Genomic DNA, 17,574 nt, shown 5'->3' with positions numbered 1-17,574 from the left:
GGGAGAATTAGAGTTTGGCTGCGGCGGCCCGCAGTCTTTCTTTGGCGGCATTGAGTTCGCCGGGTTGAAAGCCTTCGATGGTGTCGGCCATCAGTCGTTCGTCGATGGTGTCCTGGTCCAGATGAATTGGCTCGGGAGCAGGCTTGTCCACCCCTGCGCAATAGTCGCGGAACTTGAAGTCACCGCCACCAACTTTCTGTGAAAGCTTGAGCCAGCGATTCGGAACGCCCAGGCTGTCTGCGGCAATGAGACCATGCAGACTGCTGGAAAAAAGGACTTCGCAGGCCGCGATGTCGGCCAGCACCCGTTTCGGATGGGCCCAGATGTTGATGAGGTGAAAGTCCGGGTTGGATTCAACGAGGGCGCGGACACCCGGGTGATCCCGATCGACGTAGTGGGGAAGAATGCCGGCCTTCCACTTCTTCTCTGGCATCTCGGTTAGAAGCTCGTTGGCAAAAATGCCGGGGTCGCCAAAGGCGATGTCCTCGTTCCGAAACTTCGCAGGGAGATTCTTTTGCGAAAGTGGGCCGCGGACCGCGTGGACGGTTAGTCCTCCACGTTTCATCCGTGTGTCAGGGAGCATGAAACCCGAACCCCAGACCTGCAGCTTGGATGGCCACCAGCGTTGATACTGTAGGATTTGGGTGAGGCGATAGAGGGAGAACTTGTCGAGAAGGCTTCCAATGGCGATGATTTCGCAAGAGCGGGGATCCGTATACTCAACATCCCGGCCAGTGACGTGACTCAAAACGAGGGGGCTCAATTCATCGCCGAAGTTTCCCCAGTTTTCATCCGTTCTTTGCGAAGGATCGCCGCGATGAGCCATGGCGTAGAAGAGTTTGAGCGGAGTCATTGTAGGAGGTGATGAAGGGGAGCGGTGAAAGCATGAGGGCGAGAGAAAGAAAAGACCATCTTTGGCAGAGCGAAGGTTAGGCAAGACGTTCTAACAGGAGGTCGGCGCAGCGGGCTGATTCGTGCAGGGGAGCAGGAGCTTGGGGCAGGGGCGGGGAATACGATTTGAAAGGGGTGAGCCAGCCTTGCGAAGCAAGAAGGTCGTGAGCTCGCGAAAGCCGGGTCTCATTCGGCGTCAGAGGCAAAGTCCCGAGACAACAGCCCGCCGTCAGAGCCTCGAAGAGCATGGAAGTCGAGTCCGGGGTAATCCAAGCGACTTCGGCCTCCAGCATTTGGTCCCTCAGCCAATCGGGCGGGGAATCTTGATGGGAAACCGCTTCCAAGTTCGGCAGTTTTTCTGCCAGAAGAGGGAGGAGATCAGCGGGGGTCCGACGGGAATCGCCCACAGTCCATGGACGTTGGGGTTCCTGCGAAACAATCCTTTCGATCGCTGCGAGCAAGGGCTGGGTTTGCCAGTCAAAGTGCTTGGATGGGCCGCCCAGCATAATGAGACCTGCTTCGGTCTTTGGGGGGAGGGCTTCCGGAATCCGGTTGAGTGCTCCTTTGGTCGCAATGATGTTGGGCTTAAGCTTTTTCCCTGGCTTGAGGTCGTGCTCGGGGATGAGGCATTGCGAGAAGAGGAAAGAAGGGAGGGAAGGCTTCATCACCACGATCGAGGGGCAGCGGTAGCGACGGGCGAGCCGGAGAAGGAAGGGGTGGGTGGAGTGTCCGGCGGCCAAGATGGCGTCCGGTCTCCGGTCCGCGACCGGCCCAGACTTGGATTGCGAAATACTAGAAATCTCGTAGGTCCCGGTTCTGCGGCGAAGAATCGCTTCGGCCAAGCCGAGAGTTTGATTCTCGTGGCCTTTCTTGCCGTCGCTTAGAATCAGGAGGTGCATGCTAGGTCTTTGTGAAGTCAGCGGTCAGAGACTGCAGGAACTCATCGAGGGGAAGCTCTTTCCGATTGGTAATCATCCGGGGAACTTTTGCCTGTTTGGAACCTTCTTCTAACATTGAGGAGGGGGTGAGGACGAGCACTAGCTCGATGGGAGTGACTCCGTTTTCATCGAGAGTGTTCAGCTCGGCCGCAACCTGCCCGGCCGAGGGAGCGACGAGATTGTGGATGGGGAAATTGCTGGCATTGGATTCTTCGGCTTGTTCGGTGACGAAGAGAAATTCACATGACAGCGGAAAGTCGCTGGGGTCTCTGTGAGCGAGGTAACGTTCTAGAGCCGGCAGATCTGGCGCTTCGGTGGTGAGCAGAACCGTGCGCATGGGGTTGGTCGTCGGCGGGGTGGTTTTGCTTTTGCGACTGCTAATGGAAAGAGGGGTCTTTCCCACTAATCTCCATCGATTGTGCAACCAGAGGAAGTCGGCGGGAGAACGGCGGATGAGTTTCTCCAGTGTCGAGATAATGTCTGTGGTGAGTGGACGTGGCCCGAGAGGTTCGAACACGATCTGCCATTTGCCCGGACTAGTGCTTTCGATGCCAGCCGCCACCACCGGTACTCCGGCTTTGCGTGCCAGCAATGCGGGGAGGGGAGAGAGGGAGGAAAGTCGATTGAAGAATGGGACGGGGGTTCCGCCGCGACCAACCTTCTGGTCGGCCACCACGATGAGTAGCCCGCCGCTCTGGACGAAGCTCGCGGGAGCGTGAAAGCCATCCCGCTTGTTGAATAGCTGCGAACCGTCCTGCTCTCTTCTCTGAAGGAGGAGATCGTTGACGAGGGGGTTTTTGAGAGGCTGATAGATGCCACCTGCCGGAGTCCCCTTTGGAAGATATTGGTGAAGGCGGTTGAGTAGTTCCCAGTTGCCCATGTGCCCGAGGACGAGGATTGCTCCTTTGCCGCCTGAAAGGGCATCGCGAAGATGTTCCTTTCCGAGCAAGCTCACGTGCTGCTCGATCTCCTCGGTCGGGAGCACGGTGGTTTTGAGCGTTCCGAGAAAATTGGCGATGGTTCGTTGGCAGGTAGCCCGAGCCAGTTTGTCGATTTCCCCACGGGACTTTTCCCTTCCCATTGCGATGCGGAGATTCCGAATCGCGAGGCGGCGGTATTTGGAGGAGCAGTAGAAAAAGGCAGAGCCGATGGCGGAGCCCAACCGGTCGACTTGGGCGAGAGTAAACAGGGAGAGTAACCTTTCGACCAAACGGTAGCCGGCATACTCCATCCGCCAAGACACTCGTTTGCTCAAAGAAGGGCGGCGTTTCATCGTGGGACTAGAGATTGTCTTTGCCTCGGCGAAGGGGAAGAGTGAAGCCGATAACGCCTACGAAGATAAAGTAGCAAGCAAGAAGCTCCAGGTAGGCGGAGCAGATTTGGGGGAGACCCGGGGGGACTTCGCCTTCGAGGCTGGCTTCCCAAAAAGCGCGGGAGCCGATGAAATTGGCAAAGACATAGATGAGAATCAGTGCTGCGGCAATGAAGCCCGAGGCGGGGTGACGGGCGGAGAGCCCAATGAAGCGCAGCGTTTCCCGGGGGTTTTTGATAAATAGATAGCCGATCGCTCCCAGCGTGGGGACCAATAGCCAGTCTTTATCAAAAGGGAGAAAGTCATCCAACCAAGGAACTTCGCCAATCGTCGCCGCCAGACAGCCGAGTCCAAGAGCTTGATAAATCGGACGAAAGCGACCGGCATGAGCCGCCGCCGCCAGCAGAATGGCCATGGAGACCAGCAGAAGAGCCAATTGAAGCAATTCTACTGCAGAATTTTCCAAGTCCAGTCCGCTCGCCGAGGCGCGCGGAAGCCAGGCCGGAAAGAGGACGAGAACGGAGCCGAGCCCCACCAGCGCAGAGCTAGCGAGGGTTCCGAGCCAATTGGGTCTGTCTTTTTCAAGGGACAAGGCCAAAGCCTAGTTTGAAACCTTCCAGGGGACAATCGGGATTCGGGTCACTTTCGTGTTGCCAAGGTCCAAAATGGCGGGTAGCGTCCGCGCCCCCACTCAAAGGACAGATGGCAGAGTGGTCGAATGCGCACGCTTGGAAAGCGTGTGAGGCAGCAATGTCTCCGAGGGTTCGAATCCCTCTCTGTCCGCCAGACCCCAATCTAGCACTGCTAGGTTGGGGTCTGGCTCTTTCGGGGGGAGAGGAAGTTGAGGAGGAGTGATTGAATTTTCGTTTCGTTGCGGGAGAATGGGAAGGGCTCCCTTCAGGTTGTTGAGATAGCACGGAATTTATCGAGCCCCAACGGGGTGCTATACGATAGCCCAGGGCACCGCCCTGGGTTTTGGAAGCGAAGGGATGGAGAGACGAGTGGGTGGTGTTTGAGTTCTATCGTTTACCCGAAGTCTCTGGAGAATGCGTTGGGGACAGAGCGGTTTGCGAAGGGCCGAGGTTGGTGGGGGACGCTTCGGGGTGGTGCTTGAACGAACAGGTCACAGGCTCGCTTTTGTATTTTGGTTCGGCGGGATCCCAGGGCGGTGCCCTGGGCTTTCATGGATAGCCCCGTTGGGGCGGACGGTTCGGGAGTTCCATGAATCGGTGAACTGGACTTCTTGCACCTCTCACTTTTCGGTCCTTTAAATTCACCTTGCCCAGTCCGCGATGATGCGGGCAGCGTATTGGGACTGGGTGGCGTTGGTGAGGAGGTGATCGGCTTTCGGGAGGGAGAGGAAGGATTTGGGATGCTTGGCGGCGGAGTAGATTTTCCCCGCATTTTCGATGCCGACAATGGAATCGGTGGGGGCATGAATAATGAGCAGATTACGCCCGAGATTGGCAATGCGCTCTTCTTGGTCGTGGCCGCCAAGGTCCTTGAGAAAGCGTTCTCCGATCTGGAACTTTCGGCCTGCGAGGGTCACTTCCGCTTGCCCTTCTGCTAGAATTTTCGGTACGTCCTCCTCAAAGAGATTGGTCACGTGGGCGGGGTCGAAAGGAGCGCCGAGAGTCACAACATGAGTGACCTCGGGGAGGTCGCCGGCGGCGGCCAGAACGGCGGCCCCACCCAAGGAATGACCGAGGAGGAGGCTTGGGGCCGTGAAGTGATCTCGCAGATGACCCGCGGCGGCAACGAGGTCTTCCACGTTGGAGATGAAAGAGGTGTTGGCAAAGTCTCCATCCGAGTTGCCCAAGCCCGTGAAGTCGAAGCGCAGGGTGGCGATGCCTTGTTCGGCGAGAGCGCGGGAAATGATGGTGGCGGAACGGGAGCTCTTTCCGCAGGTGAAACAATGGGCAAAGAGAGCGTAGGCGCGTGGCTGCCCGGCTGGAAGCTCTAACAGGGCGTCGAGCTGATCCCCGTTTGCGCCGGTGAAGGATACTTTTCGGGAGGACGGGCGGGGCGGGGTGAGCAGGTGTTCCAGCGCGCTGAGGCTTTCATGGGCATCAAGACAGTCCCACAAATGATCGGGAATCCGGCATCCGGCGGCAGCGAGAAAGACGGCCAGCGGGATAGCGCGCGCCGAGGTGTCGCCGCCCGCGAGGGAGTTGTCGGAAAGGGTGGCGAGAAAATCGCTTTCGCTCGTCCCGGCTCCGGCCTGATGCCAACGAAGGGCAAAGTAGAGAGTGGCAGGGAAGGCCTCGGGGATGTGGCAGGTGAGGCCAAAGTCGGCGGCAGCCTTCCGGTAGTCCTCTTGCGCGAGAGCTTCGTTCGCTTGGGCGAGCCAGTCCTTCGCGGGCAGGTGTTTGTAATTAGCTTCAGCGGCTTGTTGGAAAGCTTCGGGAATAGCGAGTCCATCCTGAATCGCCACCGTGGCGCGGACAAAAAACTCGGCGGCATCGATGACGTTTCCGTCGCCGTGGGTCAGTGCGGTTTGTTCGCGGGCTGCAGTCACGCGCTCTTCCAGCGATTTGCTAGAGGGAAAAAGGGTCGGGACGAAGCGTGAAGCCCCCGCCAAATCGTTGGAGTCGGAGGCGGTCTCGGCCGATCCGGCGGCGAGGTTTTCCAAGGTGGTTTTGCTCGCACCATCGAGGTAGCCGTCGAAATCGCTCATGCCGCTTTGCCAGACGGATCGAAAGACCGGGAGGGACCAGCCGCCGGTGGCTGCTACGGCTTGGGCCACCATCATCATTTGGTCTCCGTAGTGGGTGAATTGGCCCTTCTTGCGGTTGGGGTGATAGCTGGAATGAGGATCGTCGAAGTCGGAGATGCCATCAGGATAGAGGCGGGCGATCTTTTCCTGATTATAGACCCAGTGAGGGCCCAGGGTCAGGGCGTCGGCGAGAAAGGCGGCGCGGAAGAGGTTGGAGTCAGCTGCTTGCATGGTTGCAAAACCATTCGCGCCCGCTGGCGATTGTGCAACCTGTATTCCCGAGCGCCTGAGTAGGGGACTGGACGAAGGTGACTCAATTGTCACCCCTCGCGGCGAAATAGCGGTTGCAGAATGGGTGAGGTGTTCGATCTTTTGCCCGTGCTCTTTCCAACCATTTGCCGCCATAGTTTTTTCCTTAGTCTCGTGATGGGACTTCAGCTCACCGCGAGTCCTCTCCAAAAAGCCTTGGACGTTCAGAAAAAAGACTTCGAAGACCGCGTGACGGCGGAGAAAGCGGTCTCCAATCTCAAGGGGGTCGATTTCGTGCGGCAGTCGGGGCTTCTCCAGACCGCCAAAAACGTGGGGGACCAGGCTCCCGACTTTTCGCTCCCGAATGGGGAGGGAAAGAGGGTTTCTCTGGAGGAAATGCTGAAGTCGGGTCCCGTGGTCTTGACCTGGTATCGGGGCGGTTGGTGTCCCTACTGCAATATTGCGCTGCGCGAGTATCAATCGTGCATGGACGAATTTGAAAAGGCGGGCGTGCAATTGGTCGCCATTTCGCCGGAGCTTCCCGATGTCGCTCAGGCAACGAGCGAGAAGAACGAGCTCGATATCGAGATTCTAACAGACGCCAATAACACCGTTGCCGCGCAGTTCGGCACCGTGATGAAGCTGGCTCCGGAGATTGAGGCCTCGATGAAGAGGTTTGCCGATTTGAAAAAGCAAAACGGCGAAGACTATGACGAGGGCACGCTACCCCTTGCTGCGACCTACCTGATCGATCAGGAGGGTGTGATTCAATATGCTTTCCTAGATGCCGAATACCGCAACCGGGCATCGGTGGAGCAGATCCTTCGCGCGGTCGAACGAATGCAGAATCCGGAGCTGGCCCAGTCGCCGGAGATGGTGATGCGCACCTTTTGGGGCGAAGTCTGGAATCCTCCCTACAATGTGGACCTTATCGACAGTCTCGCGGCCGAGGACTTCGAAATCATTTCCGCTGGAAAGTCCGTGCAAGGGCGCGATGCCTTCAAAAGTTGGGTGCGCGACTTTCAGGGGAAAATCAATGCCCTGCGCTTCGAGATCGATGACCTCATTGTCTCCGATCATAAGGTGGTGACCCGCTGGACCTGCTCGGGGCGAAACAATGGCTTCTTCGGCACCGAACCGGACCAACGCCACATGGAGTTCACCGGAATCACCATCACCGAGGTGAAAGACGGTCGCATGACCCAAAAGTTCGTCGAGAGATCCGCGTGGGAGCTTTCGAAGGCCCTCTTGGCGGAGGAGGCGGAGTAATCCTCAGGTCGCTTTGCAATCCGCGAGGAACCCGGACACTGGACGTCCCCTGGTTCGCTTTGCGCTTATCAATGAAGGGCTTTTGAGGTATAGAATCGGGCGAAATGACAACACCGCCTCCCATGCCTCCGAAAAGCCCCGTCAGCTACAGTCTCGACGAATTCGTTCAATCCACCTCCGAGACCGACAAAGGCCACGGATTCTTTGAAAAGGAAACCGAGCGCTTGCTGGAGGTCAATTTGAACGGTCGCGTCAATATGAAGAAGGGCGCGATGGTGGCCTATCAGGGTGATATCAAGTTCACCCGAGAAGGTGCTCTCGACCAAGGGGTTGGCAATCTTTTGAAAAAAGCGGTTTCCGGCGAAGGAATGCAGATTTCTTACGCCGATGGCACTGGAAAGCTCTATCTGGCGGATTCCGGCAAAAAGGTCAGCATTATCAAGCTGAATGGTGAGAGTCTCTATGTGAACGGCAACGACATGTTGGCCTTCGAGAGCAGCTTGACCCACAAGATTTCCATGATGAAGAAAATGGCCGCGATGATGTCTGGCGGTCTCTTCAACGTGCTCGTTTCCGGGCAAGGCATGCTCGCCATCACCAGCCATTACGAGCCCCGCACCCTGCGGGTCACCCCCGGCAACCCGGTCTACACCGATCCCAATGCCACGGTGGCGTGGAGCGGGAATTTGCAGCCGGAATTCAAGACCGACATCTCTCTCCGCAGCTTCATCGGGCGGGGGAGTGGCGAGAGTTTCCAGATGAAATTCGATGGGGACGGTTTTGTTGTGATTCAGCCATTTGAGGAAGTTGTCATGGCGCAAGCTGCGGGTTAGTCGCGTATTAGCCCTTGTAACGAATTGATTTTCAGTAGGAAAATGGCTTGTAAAAAGGCGTTTTCCATTTCTCCAACCTAGCGTATGGTGCTTTCCAAGGGGACGGCATCGTGCCTACCCCCTCTAAACGCTAACGAACCACATGTCCGAGCAACCCGATTCCCCACGCGAACAAAAGAAGCCCGGCTCAGCCGAGCCTAACTCCAATTGGCGCGTGTTCCTACTCTTCGGCCTGGCCGTAACTATCATCGTTCTTGCTTTTACGATGAGCAACGACGGCCGCGTCAACAAAGTCGCCTGGCCGAAGTTCCAAGAACTTCTCCGCAGCGACCAAGTCGTGATGAACGACAAAAAGAAGCCCCTACAGGTGGTGGAATCCGGCGCTGGCTCGGTCATCACAGGTTATTATCTCGAGGAGCCTCCCAAGAATAAGTGGGAACAAGGCGAGCCCTTCCGCGTGCCTGTCTCGCTGTCAGTAACGAGCGAAAGTCTCAAGGACTTGGTAGGGGATCTTGCGAAGTATGAAGTCGGCACTGTTGAGCCCACCGGGCCCGAGCTTTCCTTCAAGGAGTTCAAGTCCCTCCTGTGGAAAAACGCGGTAGTGCTGGATGGCGGCGAAGAGTCTCTCAAGATCGTGACTTCTCCCGGAACAGACAACGCGGTTCTCGTTGGAATGTCTAAGAACGAAGTCGAGGTCCCAGTGGTCGAGGGAGCCAAAGAGCCTGAAACCGCACGTTTCCGCGTCGAGGTGCCCAACTACATGTATAAGGAGTTGGAATATCTTTACCGCAACGGTGCCGAGCTGAAGAAAGATAGCGGTCTCTGGCAGTCGCTCCTTTTCAGCTTCCTTCCAATTCTGGTTCTCTTGCTTCTCCTTTTCTTCCTCTTCCGTCACCAGATGAAGTCTGCCGGCCGAGGTGCGATGAACTTTGGTAAAAGCAAAGCCCGCCTTCTTTCCATGGACAAAGGCAAGGTCACGTTCAAGGACGTGGCTGGTATTCAAGAGGCCAAGGAAGAACTCCAGGAGATCGTGGAATACCTTCGCGACCCCCGCAAGTTCCAGAAACTGGGTGGAAGCATCCCCAAGGGTGTTCTGATGGTGGGTTCTCCCGGAACGGGTAAGACCCTCCTCGCCCGCGCCATTGCCGGTGAGGCCGATGTTCCTTTCTTCTCCATTAGCGGTTCTGACTTTGTGGAGATGTTTGTCGGTGTCGGTGCCAGCCGGGTGCGCGACATGTTCGAGCAAGGCAAGAAAAACGCGCCTTGCCTCATCTTTATCGATGAGATTGACGCCGTCGGTCGCCACCGTGGTCACGGTATGGGCGGCGGACACGATGAGCGTGAGCAAACCCTCAACGCCTTGCTCGTGGAGATGGATGGTTTCGATACCCAGGAGGGCATCATCATCATCGCTGCGACCAACCGTCCTGATGTTCTCGACCCAGCTCTCTTGCGTCCCGGTCGATTCGATCGTCAGGTCACTGTTTCTTTGCCAGATGTCAAAGGTCGCGCCGAAATTCTTCGGGTTCATGCCAAGAAGATCAAGCTGTCCGCCGATGTGGACCTCGGGGTCATCGCTCGCGGAACTCCTGGTTTCTCCGGAGCGGAGTTGGCGAACTTGATCAACGAGTCCGCTCTCCTTGCTGCGCGTAAGAATTTGAAGGCCGTTACTCTCGCCGAATTGGAAGAAGCCCGCGATAAAGTCCGTTGGGGTCGCGAGCGTCGTTCCCTGGCCTTGAGCGAAGAGGACAAGCGTAAGACCGCCTATCACGAAGCTGGTCACGCCATCCTGAACGTCATTCTCCCCAATACCGACCCACTGCACAAGGTCACCATTATTCCGCGTGGTCCTTCCTTGGGCTCCACTATGTTTTTGCCCGAGAAGGACAAGTTCAGCTACCACAAGATGGAGATGCTCGACGAGCTCGTCGTCCTGATGGGTGGCCGGGTTGCCGAAGAGATTGTGCTCGATGATGTGGCCAGCGGTGCCAGCGGTGACATCCGCATGGCGACCAATTTGGCCCGTAGTATGGTCTGCGAGTGGGGCATGAGCGATGCGTTGGGTATGGTCGAATACGGCGAAGGTGGCGGAGGTGAAGTTTTCTTGGCCCGCGATATGGGTAAATCAAAGAACTACTCGGAAGCGACCGCGCAGACGATCGACTCTGAAATCAAACGCATCATTGATGAGGCATACGCAAAGGCGACTGAGCTTCTCACCAAGCACCGCGCTGACCTCGATGTGATTGCCGACGCATTGATGGAGTTTGAAACTCTCGATGGAGACCACATCGTCGAGTTGATGGAGACTGGTTCGATGACCAACCCGCCCAAATCACCCAAGCCGCCCGAGATTCCGGATGACAAGCCCAAGGCGACCGCAAAGAGCGCGGAAGCGTCTTCCAAGGATGACGATGAGCCCTTGGCTGGCGATGTGGTGGGAGTTCCTGCCTAACGAGTGACCGACAGATTCGTATTTTTAGCGGCCGTTCTGCATCAGCAGACGGCCGTTTTTCTTTTGCTGAAACCGGCCCGTGTGGGGGACATCCTGTCCACCAGAGGAGGATTGAGTGGACGAGACGGGACGTCCACTTCACGAACGGATGTTCTGACGCGCCGGGAGTGAGAGGATAAGGAATGCTCCGAGGGTGTGGTGGACATCCTGCCTACCAGAGGAGGATTGAGTGGACGAGACGTCCACTCCACGAACGGGCGTTCTGACGCGCGGTTTGGGGGAGTGAGAGGATGGGGAATGCTCCGAGGGTGTGGGGAACATCCTGTCCACCAGAGAAGGATTGAGTGGACGGGACGTCCACTTCACGAACGGATGTTCTGACGCGCCGGGAGTGAGAGGATGGGGAGTGCTCCGAGGGTGTGGTGGACATCCTGTCCACCAGAGGAGGTTTGAGTGGACGAGACGTCCACTCCACGGACAGTATCCGAGGCTAGACTTTGACCGCGAAAAAGGTGGTCACCCCTGCGGTTTCTTCCTCCTCGTCTTGGTCTGGCAAAAAGTCCCAGAAGACCTCTGTGACCTTGAACCCGGTGGCGTCCAGCAGGTGCTCCCAATCGGGTTCCTCGCAATATCGAATCACTTGCGTCGATTCGTGCTCTCGCTCGACTCCGTCGCTACTAGAAATCTCGTAGCGATGCACCCGGGTCAGGATTTGGGCATCCTTGTCGATGGAATGCTTGGTGGTGATGGAGGCTGTTTTTCCATCAGGCAAAGTGAGGCTGTGATCGGGATAGAACTCGTTCTCGGGAAGTTCATCGAAAACCTCCGCCCAAGGGTAGAACACCGAAAAATAGATTCCTCCGCCAACCTCTAACAGTTCGTTGATTCTCGCCACTGCCGCGATGGGATCGGGAAGAAGCTGCAGGGTAAAGGCGGGTAAAGTGATTGCCTGATAGCGGGAACCCGCAGGCAGGGCGAAGAGATCGCAGCAGAATAAGTGGGGCTCGAGGCCTTTTGCCGCCGCAGAGGCCTGGCAAAGTTCGATCATTTCCGTCGAATTGTCCAAGCCCTCAAGCTTGAAACCCTCCGCTAGCAAAGGCAACAAGAGACGGCCGGAACCCGATCCGATTTCGAGGGCTTTTCCCGGGTGGCGTTTGAGAAAATTCCGCAACAGGGGAAGCTCGGCAGCCGGGCCTTCAGCCTCCCAAAATACATCGTGCAATTCCGCTTCCAAAGATTGATACACAGCGCCGCCACCGTGAATGGTCCCCACGCTACGCGCCAGCGAAATCGAGGCCTGCTGGCACCGGATTGTGCGATGCGAAATCGCAAGTGCGGAGCCCTGCAAAACACGGACCCTCATTTTTCCGATTGGAGTCTGGCGTGAGATTTGCTTTCTGGTCCTAACAATGAAGTTGATCCGTCGAACGACCTTTTCCCGCATGAAGCTCCGCTTGGCCCGTCTTTATGGTCCGGAAATGGCCGAAGAACTGGCGGATCGGCTCTACATGCTCATCGGGCGCTACGGGGTGCAGCCTCGCGATGGATACGAGATGGGGGCCGATGCCATCAATTGGACCGAGCAGGATGTGGTGCTGATCACCTATGGCGACATGATTCGGCGTAAGGGGGAGAAGCCGCTCGCGACCTTGAAAAATTTCTGCGACCGCCGCCTGCGCGATGCCATCAACGGAGTCCATATTCTGCCCTTTTCGCCCTCCAGTTCCGATGGTGGCTTCTCGGTAATCGATTATCGCGAGGTCGAGCCGGCTTTGGGGGGATGGAACGAGGTCCAGCGCATTGGCCGGGACTACAAGCTGATGGTCGACCTCGTGCTCAATCACTGTTCGCGCGAAAGTGAGTGGTTCCAGAACTACGTGCGCGGGATTGCGCCCTACGACCGCTACTTTATCGAGGAAGAGCCAGGACAAGAGTGGCTCAAGGATGTGACCCGTCCGCGTCCGCATGATCTGCTTTCTCCCACCGAAACTCCCGAGGGGCTCAAGCACATCTGGACCACTTTTTCCGCCGACCAGGTGGACGTCAATTGGGAGAGCCCGGACGTTCTCTTCGATTTTCTCGATATCCTGTTAGACTACGTCGCGCGGGGGGCGAAGATTGTCCGGCTCGATGCGGTGGCGTTCTTGTGGAAGAAAAAGGACACCAACTGCATCCACCTTCCCGAGACCCACGAGGTCATCAAGCTCTTCCGCGACGTCCTGCGCACGGTGGCGCCGCATGTCATTTTGCTGACCGAGACCAACGTCCCGCATGAGGAGAACATCTCTTACTTCGGGGAAGGGGACGAGGCCCAGATGGTCTATCAGTTCGCGCTTCCGCCCCTTCTTCTCCATGCGCTTTTGAAGGGCGACTCGCAGTATTTGCAAAAGTGGGCCAGTGGTCTGGGTGACCTGCCCGAGGGGTGCAGCTATTTTAACTTCACCGCCAGTCACGATGGCGTGGGGGTGCGGCCTCTTTCGGGCCTGATTCCCGAGTCCGAGCGCGACTGGATGATCGAGCGGGTCAAGGAGCGGGATGGCTTGGTGAGCTACCGGGCGATGCCCGATGGCAGTCAGTCTCCCTACGAAATGAACGTGACCTACCGCAGCGCGCTGGAGGTGATTGGCAACCCGGAGTTGGGCGCGCGCCGCTTCATCTGCTCCCAAGCGGTGATGCTGGCGATGGCGGGCATACCCGGGATCTACTTCCACTCCATTGTCGGGGAGCACAACTGGACCGAAGGACCACAGCGCGAGGGTGGCGAGCGACGCGACATCAATCGCCGCCGCTTGAGCTGGCGGGAGGTTGAAGAACTGCTGGATGATCCGGAGGGCGAGTCGGGCTGGATTGCCAACGTCTATGCCTCCATGCTACGGGTGCGTCGCAGTTGTAGCGCTTTCCATCCCGATGCGGGACAAGACATCATCCCAACTGCCGGAAATCTTTTTGCGATTCTGCGGACCTCTCTCGATAGCGAGCGCAAGGTGCTCTGCGTCTTCAATTTCGCGGAAGCAGAGGAGCCGCTCGACCAAGCTTGGGTAACGGAGATTCTCGGTCACGAGCCCACCCGCAATCTGTTGCGGCGGAAGAGGAAACTCGATTCCACCGATTGGAATTTGGGGGGATACGAGTGCGTTTGGTTTGAGTAGATCCACCTGCCGGTCGCACCCGGTTTGTTGGCTGCTTACAAACGCCTTACAATCACGGGACGTTTTCTAGCGCTTATTAGGGGAAGGACAGCTGCTGTCTTTCGCTAATAACAAAGCTATGAAAACACTATCAATGAAATCGGTCGTCGCTTGCGCGATGTTGGGCTTGGGTCTGGTTGAACCTGTGAGCGCGCATTCGCGTGAAGCCGCAGGGGAAGAGATTCAGGACAAAAAGGAAAGCAAGGTGCAGTTGGCCCTCTTGCTCGACACCAGCAGCAGTATGGATGGGCTCATCCAGCAGGCCAAAACCCAGCTGTGGTCCATCGTGAATACCTTTGGCCATGCGCAGAAAGATGGTCGCAATGCCTTCGTTGAAGTCGCCCTCTATGAATATGGGAACAATGCGCTGGAGGAAGAAAGTTATTGGATTCGACAGGTGCTGCCTTTCACCCGTGATCTGGATGAGGTGAGCGAGCAATTGTTTTCGCTTAAGACCAATGGCGGGAACGAGTATTGTGGGGCAGTGATTCGTCGGGCCATTGAGCAGTTGAAATGGGATGATACTCCCGGAACCTATCGCGCGATGTTCGTGGCCGGCAACGAGCCCTTCAATCAGGGTCCCATCGACCCCGGGGCTGCTTGTCGGGAAGCGATGGCCAAGTCGGTGGTGGTGAACAGCATCCACTGTGGGGACGAGTCGACGGGAGTCAATTCTGGCTGGAAGTCGGGAGCGCTCGTGACGGGTGGAACCTTTTGCGTGATCGACCAGAACAAGTCCGTGGTCCAAATCGATTGTCCTCAGGACAAAATCATCATCGAACTGAACGGGAAGCTCAACAAAACCTATCTCCGCTTCGGAAGCATGGGGCTGGAATGTCAGACCAAGCAGTGGGCCCAGGATGGGAATGCCCAAGTGAGTAAAGAGGCGGCCGTGAGCCGGGCCATGACCAAGGCGACCTTCAACTATGACAACCGCAGCTGGGATCTCGTCGATGCCTGTCGCACCAAGGACTTTGATTGGTCAAAAGTCGAGGAAGAGCACCTGCCCGAGGAGTTGAAAGGACTCACCCTTGCTGAGCGCAAGGCCCATGTCGCCAAGATGACTGCCGAGCGGGAGGCGATTCAGAAGCGTATTCAAGAGCTGAATAAAGAACGAGCTGCCTTCCTCGCTGCCGAGCGCAAGAAGCAGGGCGAAGAGGCTGCCGGAACCCTTGGCGATGAAGTTCGTCGCGCGGTGGCGAGCCAGGCCAAGGCATTGGGATATCAGCTGGGGCAGTAGTTCTTAGGACTGTGGAGTCTCCGGGGAACTTGTTTCCCCGGAGTTTTTCTGCGAAAAGAGAGTTCAGTATGGAGGCCCCAACAATATTGGTAGTGGAAGACGATCGCGCGGTGCGGCAGGGCATTGTCGATGCTTTGACGTTCTCGGGCTATCAGGTTCTTTCCGCTGGGGATGGTGAGGAGGGCTTGAAGCTGGCGCTGCAGGCCAACTACCAGCTGATGTTGTTAGACCTGGTGATGCCCAAGAAGGATGGCTTCGAGGTCTTGACCGAACTCCAGCGGCAACGACCCGGGCAGGCCGTGATCATTCTTTCCGCCAAGGGGGAGGAAGACGACCGGGTGAAGGGCCTGAAGTTGGGGGCGGATGACTATGTCGTGAAACCCTTTGGGCCTCGCGAACTCTTGGCGAGGGTGAACGCGGTGCTGCGGCGCAGCACCGAACGTCCGGCGGCGGTTGCGGAGTGGGATTTCTCCGAAGGAGTGGCGGACTTTTCCCGCTGCGAGATTCGCTATCCCGATGGTGAGCGCTGCGAGCTTTCCGAACGGGAGCGCGATCTCCTGCGCTACTTTGTGAGCAATGCGGGACGGGTGGTCTCGCGTGATGAGATTCTGAGGCGCATCTGGGGTCTCGAACCCCATGCGGTGGAGACTCGAGCCATCGACATGCACATTGTGGGGCTCCGTAAGAAGCTGCGGTCGCCCCAGTCGCTCGTCACGGTGCGGGGGCAGGGCTATATGTTGGGAGGAGGGGCTGCGTGAAGCGTTCCTTTCTAATCTGGGGGAGTCTGCTCCTCTGTGGAGCCTTGATTCTGGGGGCTTTCGGTTTTCTATCTCGCGCCTTGTTAGACTCCGAGCAGCAGCGTCTCGTCGATCAGTCTCGCGCCGATTTGGAGGAGCGTTCGCGCTTGGCGCTTTCGCAAATGGATGGGGTGGCAACGGGGCTTTTGATTGCGGAGAGTCAAAGGGCTGCGGAGGAGTTTCAAGTGACGATGCCTGATGGCCAGCTTTCTCCGCTGGTAGCTGGGAGCGGGGACTTTGTGCGCTTGAACTTCGAGATCGATAGCGAGGGGCAGATTCGTTCTCCCCAGATTCCCAATGCCCAAGAGAAGTTGCGGGCCCTGGCATCCGGTGTCGAGGGAGAGACACTTCAGAAGTTTGAGCAGGACTTTGTCGAGCTGAAGCGAGTTCTCAATCAGAGCTACGAGGGCAAGAAGGGGTTTCAGATGGCTTGCGCCAATGTCAATGAGTTGGTGGATTGGGGACAGGCCTTTGAAGTGCAAAAGCCGGACTGGTCCACGCCCTCGCAGCTCAAGCAAGAGGCGGGCTATCAGACTCAGTTCAACAACGCCACGCGCTCCAAGCGGGGGGCGGTCTTGAAGGATACTTTGGAGAAGGTGGTGGACAATCGCAGTCCGCTCAATGAGCTGACTGCGCGCAATTCCTTGGGCGCCTATGAGCCGCTCTGGCTGGGTGAGGAACTCTTTCTGATTCGCGAATCCAATCGGGCTGGCGTGCTCTATCGGCAGGGCATCTGGCTACAAACCGCCAAGTTGCGGGAGAGCCTGTTAGATGGGGTCAAGGAGTGGCTGCCTGAGGCGGGCTTGGAGAAGGTTTCCAATGTCGAGGCGACTCAGCCTTTGGCCCTGGTTGCGCTTCCCTGGCAGTTGGTGAGACAGGAGCCGGTGGTGGCTCGGGCGGCGGGGTGGACTCCCTTGCGGGTCTCGTTGTTGATGGGTTGGCTGGCTCTGGGGTTGGCGCTTCTAGCGGCGGGTAGTTTGGTGCGTGGGGTTGTTCGCTTAAGCGAGCGTCGGGCGGATTTCGTGTCCTCCGTGACTCACGAGCTGCGCACGCCCTTGACCACCTTTCGCCTCTATTCGGGAATGCTGGTTGATGGCATGGTGCCTGGCAAGGAGCAGCAGGACAACTACCTGCGCACCATGAGCACCGAGGCCGGGCGTCTGCATCATCTCGTGGAAAATGTCTTGGCCTACTCCCGACTGGAAAAAGGCGGGCAGGGGGTGCGAAAGGAGAAGACGACCCTGGGCGCGCTTCTTCTCCGTTGCGAGGATCGCTTGCGGGAGCGGGTTGCGCAGGAGGAGGCCGACTTCGTTCTGGTCAACGAGGAGCCGGATTTCGAGATCGAAACCGATATCTCTGGGGTGGAGCAAATCCTTTTCAATTTGGTCGACAATGCCTGCAAATATGGATTGCCCGAGTCGGGACGGGGTGAGGTGCGCATTGAGGCCCGAGTGAAAAAAGGAGAAGCTTTCGTGCGCGTCTGTGACCAGGGGAGCGGGATTCGTTTCTCCGAACGCCGCCGCTTGTTCCGACCCTTTCACAAGTCTGCCTTGGCCGCCGCCAGTTCCAAGCCCGGGGTTGGTTTGGGTCTATCGCTTTGCCGGAGGCTGGCGCGAATGTTGGGCGGAGATTTGACGATCGAGAAAGTTCCGCAGGGGGCGTGCTTCCAGCTGAAGCTGCGTTGAG

General features: G+C 57.5%; 13 protein-coding genes and 1 tRNA gene. 8 read left to right on the top strand and 6 right to left on the bottom strand.

Annotated elements, in window-relative coordinates; translation table 11 throughout:
* Positions 1-7: 7 nt before the first annotated feature.
* The 4 genes from IE099_RS00540 to IE099_RS00525 form a co-directional block, all read right to left on the bottom strand.
* Entirely contained in the window at positions 8-853 is an 846-nt protein-coding gene (locus IE099_RS00540; RefSeq protein WP_189566302.1) for a polysaccharide pyruvyl transferase family protein, read from the bottom strand.
* A gap of 76 nt (positions 854-929) precedes the next feature.
* Entirely contained in the window at positions 930-1,790 is an 861-nt protein-coding gene (locus tag IE099_RS00535) for a mitochondrial fission ELM1 family protein (protein ID WP_189566300.1), read from the bottom strand.
* A 1-nt stretch (position 1,791) separates the two neighbouring features.
* A complete protein-coding gene (locus IE099_RS00530; protein ID WP_189566298.1) occupies positions 1,792-3,102 on the bottom strand; it encodes a lysophospholipid acyltransferase family protein in 1,311 nt (436 codons plus the stop codon).
* 7 nt (positions 3,103-3,109) lie between these two features.
* On the bottom strand, positions 3,110-3,733 hold the full coding sequence (locus tag IE099_RS00525; protein WP_189566296.1) for a hypothetical protein: 624 nt from the start codon (positions 3,731-3,733) through the stop codon (positions 3,110-3,112).
* A 104-nt stretch (positions 3,734-3,837) separates the two neighbouring features.
* Between IE099_RS00525 and IE099_RS00520 the strand changes: the two genes are divergently transcribed.
* Positions 3,838-3,927 (top strand) — tRNA-Ser (locus IE099_RS00520).
* Positions 3,928-4,414: 487 nt separating this feature from the next.
* Here IE099_RS00520 and IE099_RS00515 read toward each other — a convergent pair.
* Positions 4,415-6,088, bottom strand: coding sequence for an alpha/beta fold hydrolase (locus IE099_RS00515; protein ID WP_189566294.1), 1,674 nt, complete (start codon positions 6,086-6,088; stop codon positions 4,415-4,417).
* A gap of 195 nt (positions 6,089-6,283) precedes the next feature.
* On the opposite strand from IE099_RS00515, the gene IE099_RS00510 reads away from it, so the two are divergent.
* The 3 genes from IE099_RS00510 to ftsH all read left to right on the top strand — a co-directional run bounded on the left by IE099_RS00510 (position 6,284) and on the right by ftsH (position 10,663).
* Positions 6,284-7,375 carry a redoxin domain-containing protein gene (locus IE099_RS00510; protein ID WP_189566292.1) on the top strand — a complete coding sequence of 364 codons (1,092 nt, stop codon included), beginning with the start codon at positions 6,284-6,286 and terminating at the stop codon, positions 7,373-7,375.
* Positions 7,376-7,497: 122 nt separating this feature from the next.
* Complete coding sequence (locus tag IE099_RS00505) at positions 7,498-8,208, top strand: AIM24 family protein (RefSeq protein ID WP_189566290.1); 711 nt, start codon at positions 7,498-7,500, stop codon at positions 8,206-8,208.
* Between the two features lie 142 nt (positions 8,209-8,350).
* The gene (ftsH, locus tag IE099_RS00500) at positions 8,351-10,663 is read left to right on the top strand and encodes an ATP-dependent zinc metalloprotease FtsH (protein ID WP_189566288.1); all 2,313 of its coding nucleotides are present in this window, start codon (positions 8,351-8,353) and stop codon (positions 10,661-10,663) included.
* 490 nt (positions 10,664-11,153) lie between these two features.
* On the opposite strand, the gene IE099_RS00495 is transcribed toward ftsH, so the two are convergent.
* Positions 11,154-12,026: a class I SAM-dependent methyltransferase gene (locus tag IE099_RS00495; protein WP_189566285.1), complete on the bottom strand. Its 873-nt coding sequence runs from the start codon at positions 12,024-12,026 to the stop codon at positions 11,154-11,156.
* Between the two features lie 46 nt (positions 12,027-12,072).
* Between IE099_RS00495 and IE099_RS00490 the strand changes: the two genes are divergently transcribed.
* The 4 genes from IE099_RS00490 (at position 12,073) to IE099_RS00475 (ending at position 17,573) form a co-directional block, all read left to right on the top strand.
* Entirely contained in the window at positions 12,073-13,812 is a 1,740-nt protein-coding gene (locus tag IE099_RS00490; RefSeq protein ID WP_189566283.1) for a sugar phosphorylase, read from the top strand.
* 118 nt (positions 13,813-13,930) lie between these two features.
* Positions 13,931-15,091 (top strand): vWA domain-containing protein, encoded by a 1,161-nt coding sequence (locus IE099_RS00485; protein WP_189566281.1) that lies wholly within the window; start codon positions 13,931-13,933, stop codon positions 15,089-15,091.
* Between the two features lie 68 nt (positions 15,092-15,159).
* Positions 15,160-15,849 carry a response regulator transcription factor gene (locus IE099_RS00480; protein WP_189566279.1) on the top strand — a complete coding sequence of 230 codons (690 nt, stop codon included), beginning with the start codon at positions 15,160-15,162 and terminating at the stop codon, positions 15,847-15,849.
* The gene (locus IE099_RS00475; RefSeq protein WP_189566277.1) at positions 15,846-17,573 is read left to right on the top strand and encodes a sensor histidine kinase; all 1,728 of its coding nucleotides are present in this window, start codon (positions 15,846-15,848) and stop codon (positions 17,571-17,573) included. The genes IE099_RS00480 and IE099_RS00475 overlap by 4 nt, the downstream gene beginning before the upstream one ends.
* Position 17,574: the final 1 nt, after the last annotated feature.

It is taken from the genome of Roseibacillus persicicus (assembly GCF_014651675.1).
In the GTDB taxonomy this organism is placed as follows: domain Bacteria; phylum Verrucomicrobiota; class Verrucomicrobiia; order Verrucomicrobiales; family Akkermansiaceae; genus Roseibacillus; species Roseibacillus persicicus.
Note: the sequence above shows the minus strand (reverse complement) of the source record. Positions and strands in the feature narration are given on the sequence as shown.